Below are 20523 nucleotides of genomic sequence, written 5' to 3' on the forward strand. Positions count from 1 at the left end.
CACTTGCGATCTCCGGTACTGCTTGTCCGTTTTTCGCGTCCGTGCCGTGTATCTCTCGGCCGGAATTAGAATATACCATGGACACCTACGATTGCGCAACCCCTTTTTTTAAAAAAAGACGAAAAGCTTTTAAATTATATCCCGCTTTCCATTCATTCATCCAAATCAAGATTCGAAATCCATCTCCTTGGAATCCATATTGCCCCTTCTTCATTAGTTGCCGAGGTCTGTGCAGCAGAAGCTCCAGTCCTTGTACTTGCCGGCTTCAAGCGCTCTGCCGAGCTTTAAAACGGCATTAAAAAAAGGGGCAGCGCCCCTTTTGCATGAAAACACCTTCTATACGAAAACTTCTATAAGAAAAGACCTCAGGATACCTGCGCCGAAGCCGGGCTTCCCGACTGTAGCTGATACATGGCGTAGTACTTGCCGCCCTGCTGCATGAGGCTCTCGTGATTGCCGCGTTCGACGATGCGTCCTCGGTCCAGCACGAGGATCTGATCGGCTTCCCTTATGGTAGAGAGACGATGCGCGATGACAAACGTCGTGCGGCCTTGGCTGAGTACGCCAAGCGCCTTCTGGATGACCGCCTCGGTCTCGGTATCGATGCTCGCCGTCGCTTCATCCAGAATGAGGATGGCGGGATTGTAGGCAAGCGCGCGGGCGAACGATATCAGCTGGCGCTGTCCGGCAGACAGCGTGCTGCCCTTCTCGATGACAGGCTCGTCGATGCCATGCGGCAGACGCATGAACATCTCGTACGCGCCTACGTCGCGCAGCGCCTGCACGACCTGCTCCCGCGTAATGTCCGGGTTGCCCAGGCTGACATTGGAAGCGATCGTGCCGGTGAAGAGGAACGGATCCTGCAGCACGATGCCCATATGCTGGCGCAGCTGCTGCTTCGGAACGTCGCGGACGTCCATTCCGTCGATCGTGATCCGGCCATGCTCGATATCATAGAACCGGAACAGCAGGTTGAGGATGGAGCTTTTGCCCGAGCCGGTATGCCCGACGAGGGCGACCGTCTGTCCCTGCGCGGCGGTAAAGGAGATGTTGCGCAGAACGTTCTCGTCTTTTTTGTAGGCGAAGGTCACGTCCTCGAAAGCGACTTCTCCTCGATAGCGGGGCATTGAACCGGTGGAAACCTCCGTTCCCGGTTCGTCCATCAGCTCGAACACCCGTCCGGCCGATATCCTTGCCGTCTCCAGATTGGTGAGCTGGTTCACGATGCCCACGATCGGCTGGAACATGCGGTTCATGTAATCGATGAAGGCGTACATGATGCCCACGGTCACGGCCGCTCCAAGCTCCCCTCCCCAGAACATCCAGATGACGGCCAGGAAGATCAGGTTCCGCACGACGTTCACAAGGTTGTGTGAGGTCCACGAATTCAGCTTGAGCAGCTTGATCTGGAAGGAGTAGAACTCATCGTTCATTTCCTTGAACTCCTGCGCCGTGCTGCGCTCGCGGCGGAAGACTCGGATGATGCTCATCCCCTGGATCGATTCGTTGATCATGGCGTTGATGTCGCTGAGCTTCGCGCGGATGACGCTGTTGTAGCGGCCGGCCAGGCGGCGGTAGAAGACGATCCAGATGAAGAGGATCGGAAACACCGGTATGGCGAACCAGGCTACGGTAGGGCTGAGAATGAACAAGGCGCCCAGAATCGCCGCCATATAGACGATGCCCGAGAAGAAGTTGGCCAGCACGGCGACGAACAGCTCCCGGATCGATTCCGTGTCGTTCGTAATTCTCGACACGACCTTGCCTGCGGGCAGATTGTCGAAATACTGGACCGGAAGACGCTGCGTATGGGCGAATACATCCTCGCGCATGCGCTGTACGATGCGGTTCGCAGTCGTCTGCAGCAGCAGCTTTTGGCCGTAGGTGAAGATGGCTGCGATGACCAGCAGGCCGAAGTAAGCGGCAGCAAGCACGAGAAGCGGATTCAGCTCCGGCTTGTAGAACGCATAGACTTCATCGCGGGACATGCTGGCGGCGGGATAAGCGTGCTTGCTCCCGTCTGCCGAAGTCAGCAGGAGCTCGCCGTTTTCCACTTTGCGCTTGCCTTCCGGCAGCGTTCCTTCGATCGAGTAGAACTTGCTGCCTTCCTGCACGATGTTCAGCTGCGGGCCGCTGCTCTTGAGGCTGTCCGCACGGTCGGAGCGGACGTACAGGCTCCCGTTGTAGGGGACGCTTCCGTCTGCCGCCGATTCCACGGAAATCCAAGGCTTCTCGATGCCGAGGATATTGTTGTCGATCATTCGCTTTGCGAGCAGCGGACCGACCATTTCGGCGCAGACCGCGAAGGTGAGCAGAATAAGGGCTAACACGATTTGTTTTTTAAATAGGAGGGCGTACTGCAGCAGCCGCTTGCCTGTTTTCGGTTGATTCACTTGTTTTCACCTTCTTTGCGATTATGATTCAACGAATGCTTCGAGCTGCTGCCGATCGTATTGCTCCCGGTACCAGCCGCCTTGCTGCAGCAGCTGCTCATGGGTGCCTTCCTCCACGATCCTGCCGTTCTCCATGACGAGAATCAGATCGGCGTGCTGGACGGCCGACAGCCTGTGCGTCGTAATGATGGTCGTTTTGCCTGCCCGCTCCGTGCGGATGCCCTCGATGATCTCGGCCTCCGTCTTCGCATCGACGGCCGATAGGGCATCGTCGAGAAGCAGGATTTCCGGATCGGCGATGAGCGCCCGGGCAATGCTGACGCGCTGCTTCTGCCCTCCGGAGAGAGCGACGCCCTTCTCGCCGACGAGCGTTTCCAGGCCATCGGGCAGGAACAGCACATCCTTGGCAAAGGACGCGCGGACGAGCGCACGCTCCAAATCCTCCTCCGTCGCCCCATGGGCACCGAACAGGATATTCTCGCGGATCGTTCGGGAGAACAGGATCGGCTGCTGCGGCACATAGCCGAACCAGCCCAGAAGGCGGTCAAGCGGTATTCGATCGATGGAGACTCCGCTCACGGCCACTTCTCCGGCGCCTGCCGGATATTCCCGGATGAGCTGCTTCAGAACCGTCGTTTTGCCGCTTCCCGTGCGCCCGACGATGCCCAGCGTCCCGCCGCGAGGCAGCCGGAAGCTGACGTTCGAGAGGTTATCCTCCTTGGAGGACGGATAGCGGAACGTGACGTCGGAAAACATGATTTCGCCCGGCTGCTCCACTTGGACGAGGTCGCCTTTGTCCTCGACGTCCGCAGGCGTGTGCAGCGTTTCCTCCACGCGGTCGAGCGAGGCGCTGCCCCGCTGCATGACGTTGATCAGCTCGCCGATGGCGAACATCGGCCAGATCAGCATGCCGAGGAAGATATTGAAGGAAATGAGATCGCCCAGCGTGATTTCGCCCTGAAATACGAGTACTCCGCCATAAACAAGGCCGATAATGTAGCTCAGTCCGACCAGGATCTTGTTCACCGGCTCGAACAGAGCGTCGACGCGCGCGACCGCGATGTTGCGGCGGAGAACTTCGTTCGTCTTGGCATGGAACCGGTCCCGGTCCGCCTCTTCCTGCACATAGGCGCGGACGACGCGTACGCCGGATACGGATTCAAGCACTTCGTCATTGAGCTCCCCGAAGGCGTCCTGCGCCTTGATGAAGCGGTCATGGATCATGCGGCCGAAGACGGCCATCAGCAGCGCGATGATCGGCAGCGGCAGCAGAGCTGCCAGCGTCAGCTTCCAGCTGATCAGGAATACCATCATGCCGAGCAGCGTCAGCATCCACACCGTGGAATCCACCAGCGTCAGGATACCGAAGCCGGCCGTCATCGAGATCGCCCACAGATCGTTCGTTGAGCGGGCCATAAGGTCTCCCGTCCGGTTGCGCTCATAGAAAGTCGGGGTCATTCTCATGAACTGGCCCATCAGCTTGCCCCGAAGCAGCCGCTCCAGCACGTTGGCTCCGCCGAACAGGCGGGACATCCAGCCGTACGTGATGAGATAGCTGGATATCGTGATGGCCAGCCAGCCTCCCACGATCCAGTAAAAGGTCGAATCCGCAAGCCTTCCCTGGCTGATTCCATCAATGGTGTAACCGAGCAGACGAGGAGGAATCACCTCCAGAAATCCGACGAAGATCAACAACCCGACAGCCAGAGAGTAGCGCCGCCACTCCATCTTGAAATACCAGCCCAGCTTGCCTATTACACTGAACATTGGACACCTCCCCAATCCTTTGAGCCGTTAAGGGCCGCTTTAGGCTCGAGCCGCAATCCGCTCTTACCCGCAGTGCCTGAACAAGCTCTGTCATTTTCTCTCTCCAGCGTGATGCAAAGTACCCGATGTCCATCAAAAAAGGCGCGCCGCCTGTAAGCGGTGCGCCCTGCATTTCGCCGACGGATGCCCGTAGGCAAGGAGATAAGGAATCCTTGCCGCGGCGGCCATTCCGGTCGCGGAACGTATAGAGGCGCATGATTACAGGAACGTAACCGTGCGCCTGATGATTAACGGATCATCAGCGAGGCATCGGATTACGCTTGGTGCGAGCATCGTCAGGTTTGATCATTGCAAGTGCCATGCTTCGCATCCGTAATCCTCCTCAAAGGGCGTTCAGCCCCATCCTTTTGCTCCGGTCCATACCCGAACCGAAGACCACTTTGCCAATGTATCATCGCTCCGCCAAAAAAGTCAATGGACTTGAGCCGGTTAGTTTGATTATAGGCAATTTCAACCTGCGCCCACATCGCCGGCGTACAGATCGCCGGAAGGACTGCGCTCATTGTTGGAAGCGTATGCCTGCGTGCCGGAGGCGGCATTGATGACATAGCCGGCCGGGCCGTCCATGTACACCTTGTTGCCCGAAAACCGGTTGTTCACGCCCCATCCGTCCACGATCTTGTGCAGCTGAAAGGCGTCCAGCAAGGCGGCATTTCCATTCCGGTAGCCGGTATTGCCCCGGACGACGGCGTCGTTTCCTTTCACATCGATGAAGCTGTCCGCATAATTGGCGCCGCTGATGCCCGTTCCGTCGAAGCTGCAGTTCTCGACGACCGTGCGCAGCGTCCGTTCCTTGATGTCCACATGCTCGGCGCGAACGTTGGGACCGAAGCGGACGCCGGAGATGACGGTATCATAGACGGCCTGATTGTAGCTGGCTCCCTCCGCAGAGCCGACATAGACGCCTTCGCCGTAACCGGCCCCCGTCACACCGGTATCGTGGATCCACGAATCCTCAATGCGGCCGCGCGAGCTGCCGTCACGGAAGTGAACGCCCTCGTAGCCGATGTTGTACACTTCCACGCGCGTAATCAAGGAATCGTTGGACTGATCGAGGATGATGCCTTTTTGGGCATTGGTGAATTTAAGGCTGCTGACGATCCAACGGTTCCCTTTGATGTTCAGCGCATATCCCGAACCGGCGGAGTAGCCGGACAGGATCGCCGGATTCGAGGCGTCGGCGCTCGTCAGGACGATCGGATTGACGGCCGTCCCCTGCGAACCGCTGGAGAAGGACCCCGTGTACGTGCCCGCCGCAAGCTCGATGCGGTCTCCGGCTGCCGCATTTTTAAGCGCGCTGCTGAGACAGGACGAAGCGCTGCAGGAAATCGTGCGCAGCGGGACCGGAGTCGCCGCTCCGGCTCCTGGGGCCGCCGTCGGCCGAACGGTAGAGGTCGGAGACGGGGTCGCGGAAGGAGATGCGGTCGGAATCGAAGTGGAAGATGGGATCGGAGACGGAGATGGAGATGGAGTCGAGGTCGGCACCGGGGTCGGCGAGGCGGTCGGGCTTGCCGTCGGCGATGGGGCAGCGGCGATCGGCCTCCAAAGGGCGGGCACGTTCGGCGGTTCCCAGCCCGCTGTCGACGTGTGGCCCTGCAGGCATTCATAGCGCCCTCCTGCGTACGTCACGGTCGCCTTGGCCGCATAGGCTGCGCCCGGCGCCCAGGCTGAATCCTCGGCGTACACCCGCGGGCCTGCCGGATACAAGGCAGCCATCAGCAGAGCCAGCATCAGGCTCCAGATTTTCAGGCTGTCAAGCTTTCCTCTTCTGGGGTCGACCTTCTTCATCAATCATCATCCTTTCTCTTACGGGATGACTATATCTTTGAAAATAGCGGTCGGCCGGGCAAGTGCTGGAAGGCCCATACCAGCGCCTGCCGCAGAAATTTCCCCCTGTCCCCTTCAGTCATGAGGGTTGGGAGGGGACGGCACGGCTGGAGCGGAATCTCCGCCCATTCTGCGGCGCGACGTCTCCTTGCGGCCGGTAGCGGGGACATGCCTGCCCGCCTTGGCGAGTCCCATCACCGGCATGTTTCCATAGACCGCTTCATGGCTTCCGGGCTGAATCACATACGTTTCATGGAAGATGCCGACCGACCCGTCCGTTCCAACGGAACGGTTGAATTTCTTCCAAGCCTCCAGATGCATGCCGCCCCGCGCATAGCGCTCCAGCTGGTCGTAGGATCTCCAGTACTGCAGCAGCACAGGGCCGCGCGCGCCCATGTACATCTCATGGCTGATGAAGCCCATGTCCGGATTGCCGTACAGCTCCCGCATCATCGGCCCCATCGAGCGGACTACCGGCAGCCACTTGTGCACGGCCAGCAGCTTGTTGATCCTCATTCCAATGACGAACACAACGAATGTGCCGTCCATTTCCGCGGTGAACCTTCCCGATATCGCTTTAGCCATTCCTTCCACTCTCCTTTTTATTTATCAGTCAATAAATTATCAGGGGTAAAAAAGGCCGCTCCTTCAGCGGCATTTCTCATTCCCGGAACCAACTTTGCTGTACATTTCCTACATGCTCAACGTGCTTCGGGAGCTGCGGCCAAGCTTAGCAATCCAAGCTCTCCTCCCAAGGCAGCAGTTGCTTCAGTCCTGTCAGCTCGGACAAGGCGATGGCCAGCCCGAGACCGATGAACTGGGTCGCGCGGAAACCCGGGAACTCCAGGCCTGCCCGTTCGAAACGGAGCTTCAAGCCGGCATGAATGGAGGCAAACTCCTCCTGGACATACTGGCGGATGCCCGGCTCCGGTATGGAGTGGGCCGTCATGCAGAGCAGCACCTCGATGCGGAAGCCGCCCTCCAGCAGCTCCCGGAACGCATGGCCCATCGCCTGCTCGAGCTCGCCGGGAGGCGCCTGAACCGCCTCGAATGCTCCGCGGATCTGCTGTGCAGCCCTCTGCAGGACGGACATGTAGAGAGCTTCCTTCGTCCGGAAAAAATGAAAGACGTACGGCTGGGTAACGCCGACCGCGGAAGCCACATCCGCCGTTGTTGTTTTGTAATACCCTTTCTCGGCAAACAGCGCGGCGGCAGCGCTTGAAATCTGCTCTCTGCGTCCTGCTGCCTGTTCCTCTCTCGATGTCATGAGATCCTATACCTTCCCTGTATCCGCCATTTATTAATCCATAAATAAAATAACTTCCCCCATCCATTCTGTCAATCCATCCAGGCAAAAAAATCCTGCGCTCCAAGGAGCGCAGGAGAACACTCGCGCGTCTCCGCGCGGGGTGCAAGGGCAGAACGAATGTCGGGTCGGATCAAGGTCCGGCGTGATGGACTTGCTCCTGCTTCCCGACTTTCACCCGCTTGATGAACAAGGCGCATACAAAGCCAAGCACGGCAAATATCATGACGAACAGGAAAGCATTTTGAACTCCCTGGGTCATGGCCGCGGGAACGGTCGACAGATCCGCAGGCGAATGCTTGCCGTCGGCATAATAAGCCTTGCTGCCCGCCGTCATGATGCTGATAGCGAGCGCCGTGCCGATCGCACCCGCAACCTGCTGCAAGGTGTTCATGATCGCCGTTCCGTCCGGATAGAGCTCCCGCGGCAGCTGGTTCAGCCCGTTGGTTTGGGCCGGCATCATGATCATGGAAATGCCGATCATCAGAAGGCTGTGCAGGAGGATGATCTCGCCTTTGGACGTGCCCGTATTGATGCCCGTCAGCAGCCAAAGCACGACGAACACCAGCACCAGGCCAGGCAATACGAGCCAGCGGGGGCCGTATTTATCGAACAGCCTGCCCATGATCGGAGACATGACGCCGTTGATCAGTCCGCCGGGAAGCAGCAGCAGTCCCGCCGCGAGCGGCAGCAGGCCGATGCCGGCCTGCAAATACAAAGGCAGCAGAATGACAGTGGAAAGAATGATCATCATCCCGATGAAGATCATCAGCGTGCCGAGCGTGAACATCGGGAAGCGGAATGCCCTCAGATTCATCATCGGCTGCTTCATCCGCAGCTGGCGGACGGTGAACAGGATCAAGGCGACGATGCCGACGGCGATTCCGATAATGACTTTCGGGCTGCTCCAGCCATGGTCGCCTTCTCCTGCGCTGCTGAAGCCGTAGACGACGCCTCCGAAGCCGAAGCTGGAGAGCGCGATCGAATAGATATCGATCCGCGGACGGGCAAGCTCGGAGACGTTTTTCATGAACATCAGGCCGAACAGAAGCGCGACGACCAGAAGCGGCAGCGCCGTCCAGAATATCGTCCTCCAGCTGGCATACTCGAGGAACAGGCCGGCAATGGCAGGGCCGACCGCCGGCGCGAACATGATGACAAGCCCCATCATGCCCATCGCCGCTCCACGCTTGTGCGGCGGAAAGATAACCAGTACCGTGTTGAACATCAGCGGAATGAGGAGGCCGGTGCCGACCGCCTGGACAAGCCTTGCAATGAACAGGAAAGCGAAGCTCGGCGCGCTCGCCGCGATCAGCGTGCCGGCAATCGAGAAGACGAGCGATGCGGCGAACAGCTGCCGCGTCGTGAACCATTGGAGCAGCAAGCCCGAGATCGGCACGAGAATCGCCAGCACGAGCAAAAATCCGGTCGTAAGCCACTGAATCGTGGCAGGCTCGACGTTGAACGTGCTCATCAGCTCATTCAGCGCGATATTGAGTGCCGTTTCGCTGAACATCCCGATGAATCCGGCAAGCAGCAAAGCGGTCATAATCGGAACAACCTTGAAGGAAGCTCCTTCTTGAGGAGCAGCGGCTGCTTCCATTGTTTTTTCCATCTGGTTTCCCTCCTGGGACGGGGGTTTTCCCCGTCCTTTGTCTCTTTTTAGTTTCCGACCCCTCCATCGGTTCCATTCACTAGCACAGGCATGAATTCCTCCACAAGCCGGAACGGCCGGGTGTCCTTGTTCGTCATCGCGAGAATGACGGCGCCCTCCAGCATGGAAATGATCAGAATCGCCGATTTGACGGCAGATTCAGGGTCCAGGCCTCCTTGCCGCAGAGCCGCTTCCAGGCTTCCCTGCCATTCGGAGAATACCGTCTGGCATGCCTGCCTCAGCCCGTCGCTGATGCCGCTTGTCTCCACGAACATCCAGAAGCTGAACGGGATGCATTCGGCGAAATCATTCGCTCCGGCGCTTTCCGTAATTCCCCGCACAAAAGCCTGGAGAGCCTTGGATACGGAAGGCTCGCTCTCCATGCAGCTCCGCAGCGAATCCAGCACGGCGCGCTTGGACAGAGAAATGCATTCCATGGCGAGCTGCTCCTTGCCCTCGGGAAAAAAGTGGTACAGCGAGCCTTTGGGCGCCTTGCTTTCCTTGACGATCTGGCTCAGTCCGGTGGCATGATAGCCTTGCAGCAGGAACAAGCGGGAAGCCGTCTCGACGATCCGATCCCGGGTATGATTGCGGTCGACCATAGGAGCTCCTTTCGAATTAGAACGATCGGTCTAGTCAATGAAACCATAAAAAAAGGCATCCGGTCAACGGACCGGATGCCTTTAGCCAAATCTTTGCCGAGCCGCCCATGGGAAAAAGCGGACATCCGCAAGCGCGAAAAGGAGAGTGCGGAGTCGCACCCTCCTCCGCTGCACATGGGAGCCTAATCCGTCAGCTTGGCGTAAGCTTCCGCGTCCAGCAGCGCCGCTACAGCCGCCTTGGCGTCGGCGCCCGTGTCGATCTCGATCATCCAGCCGCCGGCAAAAGGATCGTTGTTGACGAGCTCCGGCGAATCGCCCAGCTCCTCGTTGACCCGGACGACCGTTCCGCTGACGGGGGAATACAGGTCGGACACCGTTTTGACGGACTCGATCGTCCCGAGAGGTTGTCCCGCTTCAACGCTGTCTCCAGCCTGCGGCAGCTCGACGAACACGATGTCCCCGAGCTGATGCTGGGCATGGTCCGTAATGCCGATCCGAACAATCGTCTCTCCAGCCGCTTCCGCCCACTCATGCTCCTCCGTATAGCCCAATCCTGCGCGAATCTCACTCACTGGACGCTCATCCTTTCCCATCATGGCCTGGTTTGGCAATCTATGCGCAAAGCGTAAACGATATCGGGCGGCTGTGTCAACATAACTCACTCGGCATGTCTTTTAGTCCGAAATTCTGTTGACACAGGTTTGTCCCATCTGTAAAACTGGTTGTAACTGAATATGCGGATGAACGCAACGGGAGAGATCGCCGGTACATGAAGCGGCGCCGAAGGAGTAACCCTGCCCGGCAGGGGAATCTCTCAGGCAGAAGGACCTTTGCGGGACGCGCCTCTGGAGAGAACGGAAGCTTGCGGCCCCGCCGCTTTGCCGACGTCACCAAAGGGGAAACCTGCGGAGACGAATGCGCAGGGTAACTCTCAGGTACCAAGGACAGAGCATGGATGACACGTTCAGCATGGCTGCGGATTTTTTGCAGCCGGCGGGCGTCGTTTTTCCTGCGCTGTCCTTTTTGCTTTTCTTCCTTTCATTATGCACCAAGGACGGCTTCTTCATCAGTCGGGCGTTGAAGGCTCGCAAGGCGAAGATGAACAATCAGCGAACAGGCTAGACTTTCGAGTACGAGCATACAAAGGGAGGACTACCATGGCCAATCTGCGCACGACCCCGCTCCATTCCCTCTACAAGGAATACGGCGAAGCCCGCTGCATCGACTTCGGCGGCTGGGATCTGCCGGTTCAGTTCACCGGCATACTGAAGGAGCATGAGGCTGTCCGGCAGCGCGCCGGGCTGTTCGACGTATCCCATATGGGAGAGTTCCTCGTCACCGGCAAGTTCGCCGGCGATTTCCTGCAGCGCGTGACGACCAACGACGTGTCCAGGCTGAAAGACGGCTCCGCCCAATATACGCTCATGTGCTATCCGGACGGAGGCGTCGTCGACGATCTGCTCGTCTACCGGATCAGCGAGGACCAGTACATGCTTGTCGTCAACGCGTCCAACATCGGCAAGGATCTCGATTGGCTGCGGGAGCATCTGATCGGGGACGTGACGGTGGAGGACCGCTCCGACGACACAGCGCTGATCGCTCTGCAGGGTCCTCTCGCAGGTGAGATTCTGGACCGCTGCACGGAGGCCGATTGGAGCGGGCTGAAGCCGTTCGAGTTTCTGCCGAAGGCGGCCGTATGCGGCGTCGAGCTGCTGCTCTCCCGCACCGGCTACACCGGGGAGGACGGCTTCGAGCTGTACGCGCCGGCTCCCGACGCGGCCAGGCTGTGGCGCGCGCTGATGGAAGCCGGAGCTCCGTTCGGCCTCGAGGCCGCCGGTCTCGGCGCGCGCGATACGCTGCGATTCGAGGCGAGGCTGCCGCTGTACGGCCAGGAGCTGTCGGCCGATATATCCCCTCTGGAAGCCGGACTCGGATTTTTCGTGAAGCTGGATGCGGGCGACTTCATCGGCCGCGACGCGCTGGCAGCGCAGAAGGAAGCCGGCGTGCCCCGCAAGCTTGTCGGCATCGAGCTGCTGGAGCGGGGCATCCCGCGCTCCCATTACCAGGTCTATGCCGGAGAGCGGCTGATCGGCGAAGTGACATCGGGCACCCAGTCGCCGACGCTCAAGCGCAATCTCGGACTCGCGCTGATCCTGGCCGAGTATGCCGCTGTCGGCACCGAGGTCGAGGTCGACATCCGCGGCAAACGGTTGAAGGCCGCTGTCGTCAAAGCCCCTTTCTACAAACGAAACGCGGCATCGCCCGCATCAGCCAAGGAGTGACAAACCCTTCATGACGACCCAGCATCGCTATATCCCCATGACCGAGCAGGACCAGCAGGAAATGCTGCAGACGATCGGCGCGGCCACCCTGGAAGACCTGTTCCGCGACATTCCGCAATCGATCCGCTACAAGGGCACGCTGCCAATGTCAGGCGCGCTCGACGAATGGGCTCTCCTCCGCCATCTGAAGGAGCTGGCCGGCCGCAACGCCGATCATGAAACGACGACGAGCTTCCTTGGCGCCGGTCTCTACGACCACCATATTCCCGTCGTCATCAACCATATGATCTCCCGCTCGGAATTCTATACGGCCTATACTCCTTATCAGCCGGAAATCAGCCAAGGCGAGCTGCAGGCGATCTTCGAGTTCCAGTCCTACATCTGCGAGCTGACCGGCATGGCTGTCGCCAACGCCAGCATGTACGACGGCGCGACCGCCTTGTCCGAGGCGGCGGCTCTTGCCTCCGCCCACACCCGCCGCAAGCGCATCGTCGTCTCCCGCGCCGTGCATCCGGAAGCGCGCGAGATTCTGCGCACGAGCGCACGCGGCCTCGGGCTTGAGCTCGTCGAAGTCGGCTTCCAAGGCGGCGTCACCGACCTGGAAGCGCTCCGCTCCGCCGTCGCTGGCGGCGAGACTGCCGCCGTGCTCGTGCAGTCGCCGAATTTCTTCGGCTGCATCGAGGATCTGGCGGCGATCGAGCCGATCATCCACGAGGCCAAGGGGCTGCTCGTCGTGAGCAGCAACCCGCTCTCCCTCGGCTTGCTGGAGTCCCCCGGAGCGCTAGGCGCCGACATCGTCGTCGGCGATGCCCAGCCGCTCGGCATCCCTTCCTCCCTCGGCGGACCGACCTGCGGATTTTTCTCGGTGGCCGAGCCGCTCATGCGCCGCATGCCGGGACGCATCGTCGGCCAGACCAACGATCTGGACGGCAAGCGCGGCTTCGTGCTGACGCTGCAAGCCCGCGAGCAGCATATCCGCCGCGAGAAGGCGACATCCAACATCTGCTCGAACCAGGCGCTGCTCGCCCTGTGCGCTTCCATCTATCTCAGCGTGATGGGCAAGCAGGGCATCCGCGAAGCCGCCGAGCTCAATATCCGCAAATCGCATTACGCGTCCAAGAGACTCGGTTCGGTGGAAGGAATCGGCCTGCCGTTCGGCTCCGCTCCTTTCTTCAATGAATTCGTGGTTTCGCTGCCGGAAGGCGCATCGGCCAAGGAGCTGAACAGCAAGCTGCTCGCCGAGGGCTTCCTCGGCGGCTTCGATCTCGGCTCCGCCTACCCGGAGCTTGAGGGCCATATGCTCGTCGCCGTAACGGAGAAGCGCACGAAGGAAGAGATCGACGCATTCGCCGCCGCACTGGGCGGCCTGACGAAGGAGGCGCGCGCATGAGCAGCCATGAACAACTGAAGAGCGCCGGAATCATCGACGTGAAACCGGAGAAAGCGCTCATTTTCGAGATGAGCCGTGAAGGCCGCAAAGCCTACTCCCTTCCCGTCTGCGACGTGCCTGATGAGGAAGGGCTCGAAGAACTGATTCCTTCCTCCCTGCTCCGCAAGCAGCCGGCTTCCTTGCCGGAAGTGTACGAGGTGGACGTCATCCGCCATTACACCGAGCTGTCCCGCCGCAACTTCGGCGTCGACAACGGCTTCTACCCGCTCGGCTCCTGCACGATGAAATACAATCCGAAAATCAACGAGGATGCGGCGCGGCTGAACGGCTTCGCCCGCATCCATCCTTACCAGCCGGAAGAGAGCATCCAGGGCGCGCTGGAGCTGTTGTACGTGCTGCAAAACGATCTCGCCGCGCTTACCGGCATGGATGCCGTCACGCTGCAGCCGGCAGCCGGAGCCCACGGCGAGTGGACTGGCCTCATGATGATCCGCGCCTACCACGAGAGTCGCGGCGAGAAGCGCACGAAGGTCATCGTGCCGGACTCCTCGCACGGCACCAACCCGGCCAGCGCCACGACGGCCGGCCTGGATACGATCACGATCAAGTCCAATGAGCGCGGACTTGTCGATCTCGACGCGCTGCGAGCTGCAGTCGGCCCTGATACAGCCGCCCTGATGCTCACGAACCCGAGCACGCTGGGCCTGTTCGAGGAGCAGATCGTCGAGATCGCCGCCATCGTGCATGAAGCCGGCGGCCTGCTCTACTACGACGGAGCGAACTCCAACGCCATTATGGGCATTACCCGCCCGGGCGACATGGGCTTCGACGTCGTGCATCTCAACCTGCACAAAACGATGAGCACGCCGCATGGCGGCGGCGGCCCCGGAGCGGGTCCTGTCGGCGTAAAAGCCCATCTGACTCCGTTCCTTCCGAAGCCGGTCGTCGGCAAACGCGATAACGGCAGCTACTTCTTCGACTTCGACCGTCCCGCCTCCATCGGCCGCGTCAAATCGTACTACGGCAACTTCGGCATCCTGGTCCGCGCGTACACGTATATCCGCACCTACGGTCCGGAAGGACTGCGCCGCGTCTCGGAATGCGCCGTACTGAACGCCAACTACATGATGGCGCGCCTCTCGGAAGCCTATGAAATTCCGTACCCGGGCGTCTGCAAGCATGAGTTCGTCATGTCCGGCCGCGGACTCAAGGAATACGGCGTGCGCACGCTCGACGTCGCCAAGCGGCTGCTCGACTTCGGCTATCACCCGCCGACCATCTACTTCCCGCTCAACGTCGAGGAATGCATCATGATCGAGCCGACGGAAACCGAGAGCAAGGAAACGCTCGACGCCTTCATCGATACGATGATCCGCATCGCCCGCGAAGCGAAGGAGACGCCGGAGCTCGTTCAAAACGCTCCGTATACGACCGTCGTGCGGCGGCTGGATGAAACCCAGGCTGCCCGCAAGCCGGTGCTGAACTGCTCCTGCTAATGCAAAAAAAGCTTTTCCCGGCACTGCCCGGGAAAAGCTTTTTTTATATGGCTGCGCATGCCTCAACTCTACATGAAGGAGATAGGCCGAATATGTTAAAGTGTATAGATACGATCCGGTTGTTAAGGAAGGAAAAAGATTGCCATGATACAAGATATTCATCCCGGCCTGCTTTTGCTTGACCGCATGGACGATTGGGCGGAGCCGGACGTGCTCCACTCTTTTGCATTGGACGAGCTGCTCTGCCGCCAGACCGGTATCGACGGCGTTCCCGTTCTTCATCTTTGGCGCCACCCTTCGGGCTTCGTCATGGGCCCGCGCGACAGCCGCCTGCCCGAGGCCGCGCTTGCCTCCAAGGAACTTGAGCGACTCGGTCTTTCCGTCGCTGTCCGCAACTCCGGCGGGGCAGCCGTGCCTCTGGATCCCGGAGTCGTGAATATTTCCCTTATCCTCCCTCTTCAGGGCAGCGCCTCGGTCCGGTTCAACGATGATTTTCAGCTGATGTACGAGCTGATCGCAGCCGCGCTGGACGGCTTCGGGGCCCGTGTCGACAAAGGTGAAATCTCGGGGGCCTACTGTCCCGGGGACTACGATCTCAGCATTGATGGCCTCAAGTTCTGCGGCATCGCGCAGCGCAGGCTCTCCCGCTCCTACATTATCCAAGCCTTTGTCAATGCCGGAGGCTCGGGAGCCGAGCGCGGCCGACTCGTTCGTCAGTTCTACGATACTGCCGCCGGCAGCTCGGGCACCGACCTCAGTTATCCGCTTGTGGAGGCCGGCACGATGGCGAGCTTGGAGGAGCTGGTCGACGGCCTTTGGCCGGATCCCGCCCGCATGTTCGCCGAAGCCGCCGCAGATGCAGCCTTTGGCAGCGGCCGCGGCCATGCCGTGTTCCCTGCCGTCCGCATGCCGGCGAGCTCCGCCATCCGCGAGCTGGCGCATTCGCTGCGCGGCCGTTATCCGATCGGCCGTCGGCCGTAACTCAGAGGCTTTTCCCGCCGCGAATGACGTACAGGGCGGGAGAAGCCTTTTCACGATTCGGCCTGACCGAATCGTGCAAGCCGGAATTGACAACCGCATAGTGCCGTTCAGAAGAGAAGTCATCGTTTTGCGTTTTTTCCTCTTCAGTGCCCTTCGTTTGCTTCGGTTTTTGTGCAAGCGGTGGAGTATCGGCAGCAGCGGCAGCGCGGCTCCACTCCCTTTGATTCCCTTCCGATTCTTGGCCCCATTCCGTCGTCGGGCCAAGGCCGATATAATAATTCCAATCGTTTATCATAAGTCACCTGATTTCTTTATTGGTTTGCTAGTTGAGCGCACAAAAAAAGCCACGGACTCCGAGTCCGTGACTTCATCAATCGGCCGCGCGGGCGGCTCCGTCCTACAAGCCATGCCGCCGCATCGTCCTATTCATGGTCCGTGGAGACCTCCGGGAATGACGCTTCCCGGTACGTGACATATTCAATTGGTGCATCGTTCCTGTATGCAGCATTAGCTGCCGTCATCTCGATTCCGTTCATGACCGTCATTTCCATCAGCCTCCCTTCATTTGCTTTCTGTGGTCATTGTATGGCGCGCAAGCCTGTCCCGTCAATCGATATGGACGGTAGAAAATGCTTTAGGCTTTTTTAGCTGATAGGAGCAAGGCCGCGCCGCTTGTCCCACAACATTAGCCGCGGCGTTTCCAGACGGAAGTTTATTCCCTCAGCCTGTACGCAGGTTTAGTCCCTGCGCCTGCATGCAGGTTTATTCCCTGCGTCTGCTCAGGTTATAATAGAAGCACACGGCTTTCATGCCGATGCTGTCCGTATCGCTACGGATTCCAGGAGGTACATACCGATGTCCTATTCCGATTATTTCGCTTCCCGCCGGGAAGAACAGCTGGAGGAATTGAAGCAGTGGCTTCGCATTCCGAGCATTTCGGCTCTGTCCGAGCATAAGCAAGACATCCAGTCCGCCGCCGCTTGGCTGGCCGACACGCTCAAGCGCGCAGGACTCGAGAATATCGAGATCATGCCGACGGCGGGCAATCCCGTCGTGTATGCCGATTACCTGCATGCCCCAGGCAAACCGACGATTCTGGTCTACGGCCATTACGACGTTCAGCCGGTCGATCCGCTGAACCTGTGGACAAGCCCGCCGTTCGAGCCGGAGATTCGCGGAGACAAGCTGTACGGCCGCGGCACGACCGACGACAAAGGCCAGACGTTCATCCATATCAAAGCGATTGAAGCGATCCTCAAGCAGGAAGGCACGCTTCCAGTCAACGTCAAGCTTTGCATTGAAGGCGAAGAAGAGATCGGAAGCATCAACCTGCCGCCATTCCTCGAGACCCACAAGGATAAGCTCGCATGCGACGCCGTTCTCGTATCCGACACCTCCCTGCTGGAGCGGGGACGCCCTGCCATCTGCACCGGCCTTCGCGGCCTTGCCGGCATGGAGCTGACCGTATCGACGGCCAACACGGACCTTCACTCCGGCTCCTACGGCGGCGCGGTGCCGAATGCCCTGCATGCGCTCGTCTCGCTACTGGACTCCCTGCATGACGAGAAAGGCAAAGTCGCCGTAGAAGGCTTCTACGAAGGCGTTCCGGAGCTCTCCGCTCTCATGCGGGAAGAATTCGCCAAGCAAGGCCTGGATGAGAACAAGGTTCGCGAAGGACTCGGACTGGACGCTCTGTACGGCGAAGAAGGCTATTCGTTCGTGGAACGCGTCGGCGCCCGTCCTACGCTGGAACTCAACGGCGTGTACGGCGGTTTCCAAGGCGAGGGCAGCAAAACCGTCATCCCCAAGGTGGCCCATGCGAAAATTACTTGCCGTCTTGTAGGCAAGCAGGATCCGGAGCTGACGATGGACCGGATCGAAAAGCACTTGAACGCGCATATCCAACCAGGAGCTCGCTTTGAGCTCAAGCGCAGCGAACGCGCCTTCGCCTTCAACATCGATCCTTCCCATCCGATTTTGCAGACGGCTGCGGACGCTTATGGGGCCGTGTACGGGACCCGTGCCCTCTTCACCAAGGACGGCGGCTCCATCCCGATCATGGAAGCCTTCTCCCGCGTTCTCCAGTCCCCGGTCGTACTGATGGGCTTTGGACTGGACGACGAGAACCTCCATGCTCCGAACGAGCATTTCAACCTGGAAAACTTCGACAAAGGTCTTCTGACGGTCGTCGAATTCCTCAAAACGGTATAAAACGGATACAAGCCTGCCCATCGTCAAGATGGACAGGCTCTTTTTAATTTTGGACAGGATATAGACTTTCTCCACCATCCCAATCTATAGTCTTTTCTCGTTGCGTAGTTCATGTCGTATAAGTAAAAGCATGTTCTCGCGCTTCAAAGATGGCAAATGGCAGGACTATCCTTTTTTATCCAATAATCCCTTTGAGTACCCAATTGCCCATAGCGTTAGCACCTTCGCATGAATAAGCTAAAGCAATTCAATATCTGCTTATCCAAATCCCGGGAGGCCCTTATGCTGAATATAGGAGTTATGGCAAGAAGGAAAGGGAAATCCTTTTTTGAGTCCAACTATTTCCGACATTTGCATAAAGAAGGAGAGAAGCTCGGATTAAACGTCTACTTTTTCGGACATGAGGATGTTCATGTAACCAAACGTCTCGTAGACGGGTATGTACCGGAAAGAAATGGAGGATGGGCAAAAAAGCCGTTTCCATGGCCGGATATCGTCATCGACCGATACCGCAGCGGATGGACGCCATCCTTCAAGAAGCTCCGTAACAGCGGACTGCTTCGCATCGCCAATCCAAAATTTACGACCAAGAACAGAGCAACGAAGCTCTTTTTGGATACGAATAGCATGAGCAAATGGATTCCGGAAACGAGACCTTACCATGCATCTGCCTTTAAAGAGATGATTAAAACTCATCCTATACTCTATTTGAAACCGGCAAATGGAACCGGCGGGGCTGGTATCGTCCAAATAAGAAAGGGGGATAACGCCATTTCCGCCCAGTTCCGTACTCGGGCTATGAAGGTTGGGAAGAACAGATTCCCGACGATTGAGAAAGCCGCAGCCGCCATGAACCGTTGGGTAAAGAAGGAGAATATCCGAGGAGGAACATTTCTGCTGCAGCAAGGGCTTGATCTGGAGCTGGCTCAAGGCCGATGGGCGGACATTCGGCTATTTATTCAAAAGAACGGTTCCGGCAATTGGGAAGTGACAGGAATCGGGGTACGTCAAGCGGCGGCGGGAAGTCCGAATACCAATTTGATCGCCAAGGGAAATAAAGGTTATCCGTTCCAATCCTTTATGGCAAAGCATTTCGGGGAAGAAAAAACGCGCCAAATCCGGCTTGAATGCGAAGAGCTCGCTCACGAAACCGTACGGGTTATCGAAAACCGCTTCGGAAGCATGATGGAATTTGGGATGGACATCGGAATCGACCGAAGCGGGAACGTGTGGCTGCTCGAAGTCAACCCGAAGCCCTGCAAAGATATCATGTGGAAAATCGGCGAGTACCAAAATTACCTTCAAACGGTGCGCCGGCCCCTTCAATATGCCAAATACCTGGCAGACAATGCGAGCGGCACACCGTAGGCTTAGTCGTTCGCTTTCTTGATTCTCCTTTTGCTTCGGGCTAAGCGATACTCGGAAACGGTTTGTTTGATCAGCTTGAAATAAGTTCTGTCCTTCAGCCTGCTGAATAAAGCATGGGATGGGTAATCGAAATTCACTTCGATAAGCCATAGCCTCCCAGAGCGATCGGCAGCAAAATCGATCCCGATCTGATACGAATATTTATATCTGTCAAATCGCCGGCAGATTTGCTGACTGCTGAGCACAAGCTGATCCTTGAACCGTTTCCTCTCTTCCTCATTCCAATTGAAGGCCTGTTTCAGCACATCATCCATAGCTCTTACACGGCCTCCCCGGCTCATGTTTGTTACGACGCTCCCGTCAGGGGCTACTTTTGCGAGCATTCCGCAATAACGCCACTGGTCCGATGCGTCCCGAATCATCATGACCCGAATGTCGAATGGCCTCCCGCCTATCCTCGCCAAGGGGATCGTCTTCTGCAAAACATGCTGTTTCTCTCCCGTATGGCTTCGTATGGCGTTATACAACGCTCCCGCATTCCCGTACCGCCGGATTCCGCCTTTCACAACTACGAATGAATAGACGCTTCCTTTTTTCCATGCCTTTATGATTCCTTTCCCCTTATGCTCCATGTTGGGTTTGATATAGACGCTGCCGTACTGTGCGAGAAACCGTTCGAATGTAGTCCGGTTGAACAGCACGGTGGGTGGCAGCAGCGTTTTGATTTGCTGATCCTTGGCGTAGAATTGATGCAGGCCCCATTTCCCCGGCATTTGAAATCTTCTCCCCTCATCAACGATTGCATTGCAGTTTATGCATTCGCTAATGCAAGTGGAAGGTTGTTCTCAAGACAAGTAGGGAATTGACATCTGGAGATAATGAAAAGCTTTCGTCCTGAATCCTGCCTCATTGCTGCAGCACTTTGGAGAATTCACGGCTAAATTCGTATAGGTACGGCAAGAGTGGTCGGATGTGCCCCAAATATCTGAATGGCAATGAACCGATTGTACAGGACAGCCAGCAAATCGGCTTCGCAACCCTAGCTGAAAATGCAAAAAATCCCCGCCGTCCGGCAGGGATGTCTCGATCATATGTATGGAGCGGGTGATGGGAATCGAACCCACGCTATCAGCTTGGAAGGCTGAAGTTCTACCATTGAACTACACCCGCGGAGAAGATAAAAAAA

The 20523-nt window shown here is 58.2% G+C and carries 17 protein-coding genes, 1 tRNA gene and 1 riboswitch; of the genes, 7 read left to right on the forward strand and 11 right to left on the reverse strand.

Annotated features, from left to right (window positions below):
* Window positions 1-365: 365 nt before the first annotated feature.
* The 8 genes from PHU01S_RS23935 to gcvH form a co-directional block, all read right to left on the reverse strand.
* Window positions 366-2393: an ABC transporter ATP-binding protein gene (locus PHU01S_RS23935; protein WP_049868029.1), complete on the reverse strand. Its 2028-nt coding sequence runs from the start codon at window positions 2391-2393 to the stop codon at window positions 366-368.
* Window positions 2394-2414: 21 nt separating this feature from the next.
* On the reverse strand, window positions 2415-4160 hold the full coding sequence (locus PHU01S_RS23940) for an ABC transporter ATP-binding protein (RefSeq protein WP_048750020.1): 1746 nt from the start codon (window positions 4158-4160) through the stop codon (window positions 2415-2417).
* Between the two features lie 510 nt (window positions 4161-4670).
* Window positions 4671-6008 carry a carbohydrate-binding protein gene (locus PHU01S_RS26790; protein ID WP_127510279.1) on the reverse strand — a complete coding sequence of 446 codons (1338 nt, stop codon included), beginning with the start codon at window positions 6006-6008 and terminating at the stop codon, window positions 4671-4673.
* Window positions 6009-6122: 114 nt separating this feature from the next.
* Window positions 6123-6632: a DUF4188 domain-containing protein gene (locus PHU01S_RS23950; RefSeq protein ID WP_048746452.1), complete on the reverse strand. Its 510-nt coding sequence runs from the start codon at window positions 6630-6632 to the stop codon at window positions 6123-6125.
* Between the two features lie 145 nt (window positions 6633-6777).
* The gene (locus PHU01S_RS23955) at window positions 6778-7314 is read right to left on the reverse strand and encodes a TetR/AcrR family transcriptional regulator (protein ID WP_021880020.1); all 537 of its coding nucleotides are present in this window, start codon (window positions 7312-7314) and stop codon (window positions 6778-6780) included.
* Window positions 7315-7486: 172 nt separating this feature from the next.
* Complete coding sequence (locus PHU01S_RS23960) at window positions 7487-8956, reverse strand: DHA2 family efflux MFS transporter permease subunit (protein WP_127510285.1); 1470 nt, start codon at window positions 8954-8956, stop codon at window positions 7487-7489.
* 59 nt (window positions 8957-9015) lie between these two features.
* On the reverse strand, window positions 9016-9609 hold the full coding sequence (locus PHU01S_RS23965; protein ID WP_048746454.1) for a TetR/AcrR family transcriptional regulator: 594 nt from the start codon (window positions 9607-9609) through the stop codon (window positions 9016-9018).
* Window positions 9610-9791: 182 nt separating this feature from the next.
* The gene (gene gcvH, locus PHU01S_RS23970; RefSeq protein ID WP_048746456.1) at window positions 9792-10181 is read right to left on the reverse strand and encodes a glycine cleavage system protein GcvH; all 390 of its coding nucleotides are present in this window, start codon (window positions 10179-10181) and stop codon (window positions 9792-9794) included.
* 168 nt (window positions 10182-10349) lie between these two features.
* A riboswitch (glycine riboswitch) is annotated at window positions 10350-10449 on the forward strand.
* Between the two features lie 129 nt (window positions 10450-10578).
* Between gcvH and PHU01S_RS26005 the strand changes: the two genes are divergently transcribed.
* From PHU01S_RS26005 to PHU01S_RS23990, 5 genes are all read left to right on the forward strand, one after another.
* Window positions 10579-10731 (forward strand): hypothetical protein, encoded by a 153-nt coding sequence (locus PHU01S_RS26005; protein WP_164763182.1) that lies wholly within the window; start codon window positions 10579-10581, stop codon window positions 10729-10731.
* Between the two features lie 35 nt (window positions 10732-10766).
* Window positions 10767-11891 (forward strand): glycine cleavage system aminomethyltransferase GcvT, encoded by a 1125-nt coding sequence (gene gcvT, locus PHU01S_RS23975; RefSeq protein WP_048746458.1) that lies wholly within the window; start codon window positions 10767-10769, stop codon window positions 11889-11891.
* A 10-nt stretch (window positions 11892-11901) separates the two neighbouring features.
* Window positions 11902-13281, forward strand: a complete 1380-nt coding sequence (gene gcvPA, locus PHU01S_RS23980; RefSeq protein ID WP_048746460.1) for an aminomethyl-transferring glycine dehydrogenase subunit GcvPA — start codon at window positions 11902-11904, stop codon at window positions 13279-13281.
* Between the two features lie 38 nt (window positions 13282-13319).
* Window positions 13320-14777 carry an aminomethyl-transferring glycine dehydrogenase subunit GcvPB gene (gene gcvPB / locus PHU01S_RS23985; RefSeq protein WP_048746470.1) on the forward strand — a complete coding sequence of 486 codons (1458 nt, stop codon included), beginning with the start codon at window positions 13320-13322 and terminating at the stop codon, window positions 14775-14777.
* A 144-nt stretch (window positions 14778-14921) separates the two neighbouring features.
* A complete protein-coding gene (locus PHU01S_RS23990; protein WP_049868033.1) occupies window positions 14922-15758 on the forward strand; it encodes a lipoate--protein ligase family protein in 837 nt (278 codons plus the stop codon).
* Between the two features lies 1 nt (window position 15759).
* Here the strand turns inward: PHU01S_RS23990 and PHU01S_RS23995 are convergent, their stop codons facing one another.
* The gene (locus PHU01S_RS23995; protein WP_049868035.1) at window positions 15760-16053 is read right to left on the reverse strand and encodes a hypothetical protein; all 294 of its coding nucleotides are present in this window, start codon (window positions 16051-16053) and stop codon (window positions 15760-15762) included.
* A 560-nt stretch (window positions 16054-16613) separates the two neighbouring features.
* On the opposite strand from PHU01S_RS23995, the gene PHU01S_RS24000 reads away from it, so the two are divergent.
* Window positions 16614-17969 carry a dipeptidase gene (locus tag PHU01S_RS24000; protein WP_049868037.1) on the forward strand — a complete coding sequence of 452 codons (1356 nt, stop codon included), beginning with the start codon at window positions 16614-16616 and terminating at the stop codon, window positions 17967-17969.
* Between the two features lie 282 nt (window positions 17970-18251).
* The gene (locus PHU01S_RS24005; protein ID WP_164763183.1) at window positions 18252-19337 is read left to right on the forward strand and encodes a YheC/YheD family endospore coat-associated protein; all 1086 of its coding nucleotides are present in this window, start codon (window positions 18252-18254) and stop codon (window positions 19335-19337) included.
* 2 nt (window positions 19338-19339) lie between these two features.
* Here PHU01S_RS24005 and PHU01S_RS24010 read toward each other — a convergent pair whose 3' ends face one another.
* Complete coding sequence (locus PHU01S_RS24010) at window positions 19340-20110, reverse strand: YheC/YheD family protein (protein ID WP_127510283.1); 771 nt, start codon at window positions 20108-20110, stop codon at window positions 19340-19342.
* 323 nt (window positions 20111-20433) lie between these two features.
* Window positions 20434-20507: transfer RNA gene (locus PHU01S_RS24015), tRNA-Gly, on the reverse strand.
* Window positions 20508-20523: the final 16 nt, after the last annotated feature.

The organism is Paenibacillus humicus NBRC 102415 (assembly GCF_004000905.1).
Classification (GTDB): domain Bacteria; phylum Bacillota; class Bacilli; order Paenibacillales; family Paenibacillaceae; genus Paenibacillus_O; species Paenibacillus_O humicus.

Coding starts and splice junctions, on each gene's coding strand:
- PHU01S_RS23995 (WP_049868035.1), bottom strand. CDS start 16,053: ATGATAAACGATTGGAATTATTATATCGGCCTTGGCCCGACGACGGAA.
- gcvPA (WP_048746460.1), top strand. CDS start 11,902: ATGACGACCCAGCATCGCTATATCCCCATGACCGAGCAGGACCAGCAG.
- PHU01S_RS23955 (WP_021880020.1), bottom strand. CDS start 7,314: ATGACATCGAGAGAGGAACAGGCAGCAGGACGCAGAGAGCAGATTTCA.
- gcvT (WP_048746458.1), top strand. CDS start 10,767: ATGGCCAATCTGCGCACGACCCCGCTCCATTCCCTCTACAAGGAATAC.
- PHU01S_RS23990 (WP_049868033.1), top strand. CDS start 14,922: ATGATACAAGATATTCATCCCGGCCTGCTTTTGCTTGACCGCATGGAC.
- PHU01S_RS24000 (WP_049868037.1), top strand. CDS start 16,614: ATGTCCTATTCCGATTATTTCGCTTCCCGCCGGGAAGAACAGCTGGAG.
- PHU01S_RS26005 (WP_164763182.1), top strand. CDS start 10,579: ATGGCTGCGGATTTTTTGCAGCCGGCGGGCGTCGTTTTTCCTGCGCTG.
- PHU01S_RS24010 (WP_127510283.1), bottom strand. CDS start 20,110: ATGCCGGGGAAATGGGGCCTGCATCAATTCTACGCCAAGGATCAGCAA.
- PHU01S_RS24005 (WP_164763183.1), top strand. CDS start 18,252: ATGCTGAATATAGGAGTTATGGCAAGAAGGAAAGGGAAATCCTTTTTT.
- PHU01S_RS23940 (WP_048750020.1), bottom strand. CDS start 4,160: ATGTTCAGTGTAATAGGCAAGCTGGGCTGGTATTTCAAGATGGAGTGG.
- PHU01S_RS26790 (WP_127510279.1), bottom strand. CDS start 6,008: ATGAAGAAGGTCGACCCCAGAAGAGGAAAGCTTGACAGCCTGAAAATC.
- PHU01S_RS23950 (WP_048746452.1), bottom strand. CDS start 6,632: ATGGCTAAAGCGATATCGGGAAGGTTCACCGCGGAAATGGACGGCACA.
- PHU01S_RS23960 (WP_127510285.1), bottom strand. CDS start 8,956: ATGGAAGCAGCCGCTGCTCCTCAAGAAGGAGCTTCCTTCAAGGTTGTT.
- PHU01S_RS23965 (WP_048746454.1), bottom strand. CDS start 9,609: ATGGTCGACCGCAATCATACCCGGGATCGGATCGTCGAGACGGCTTCC.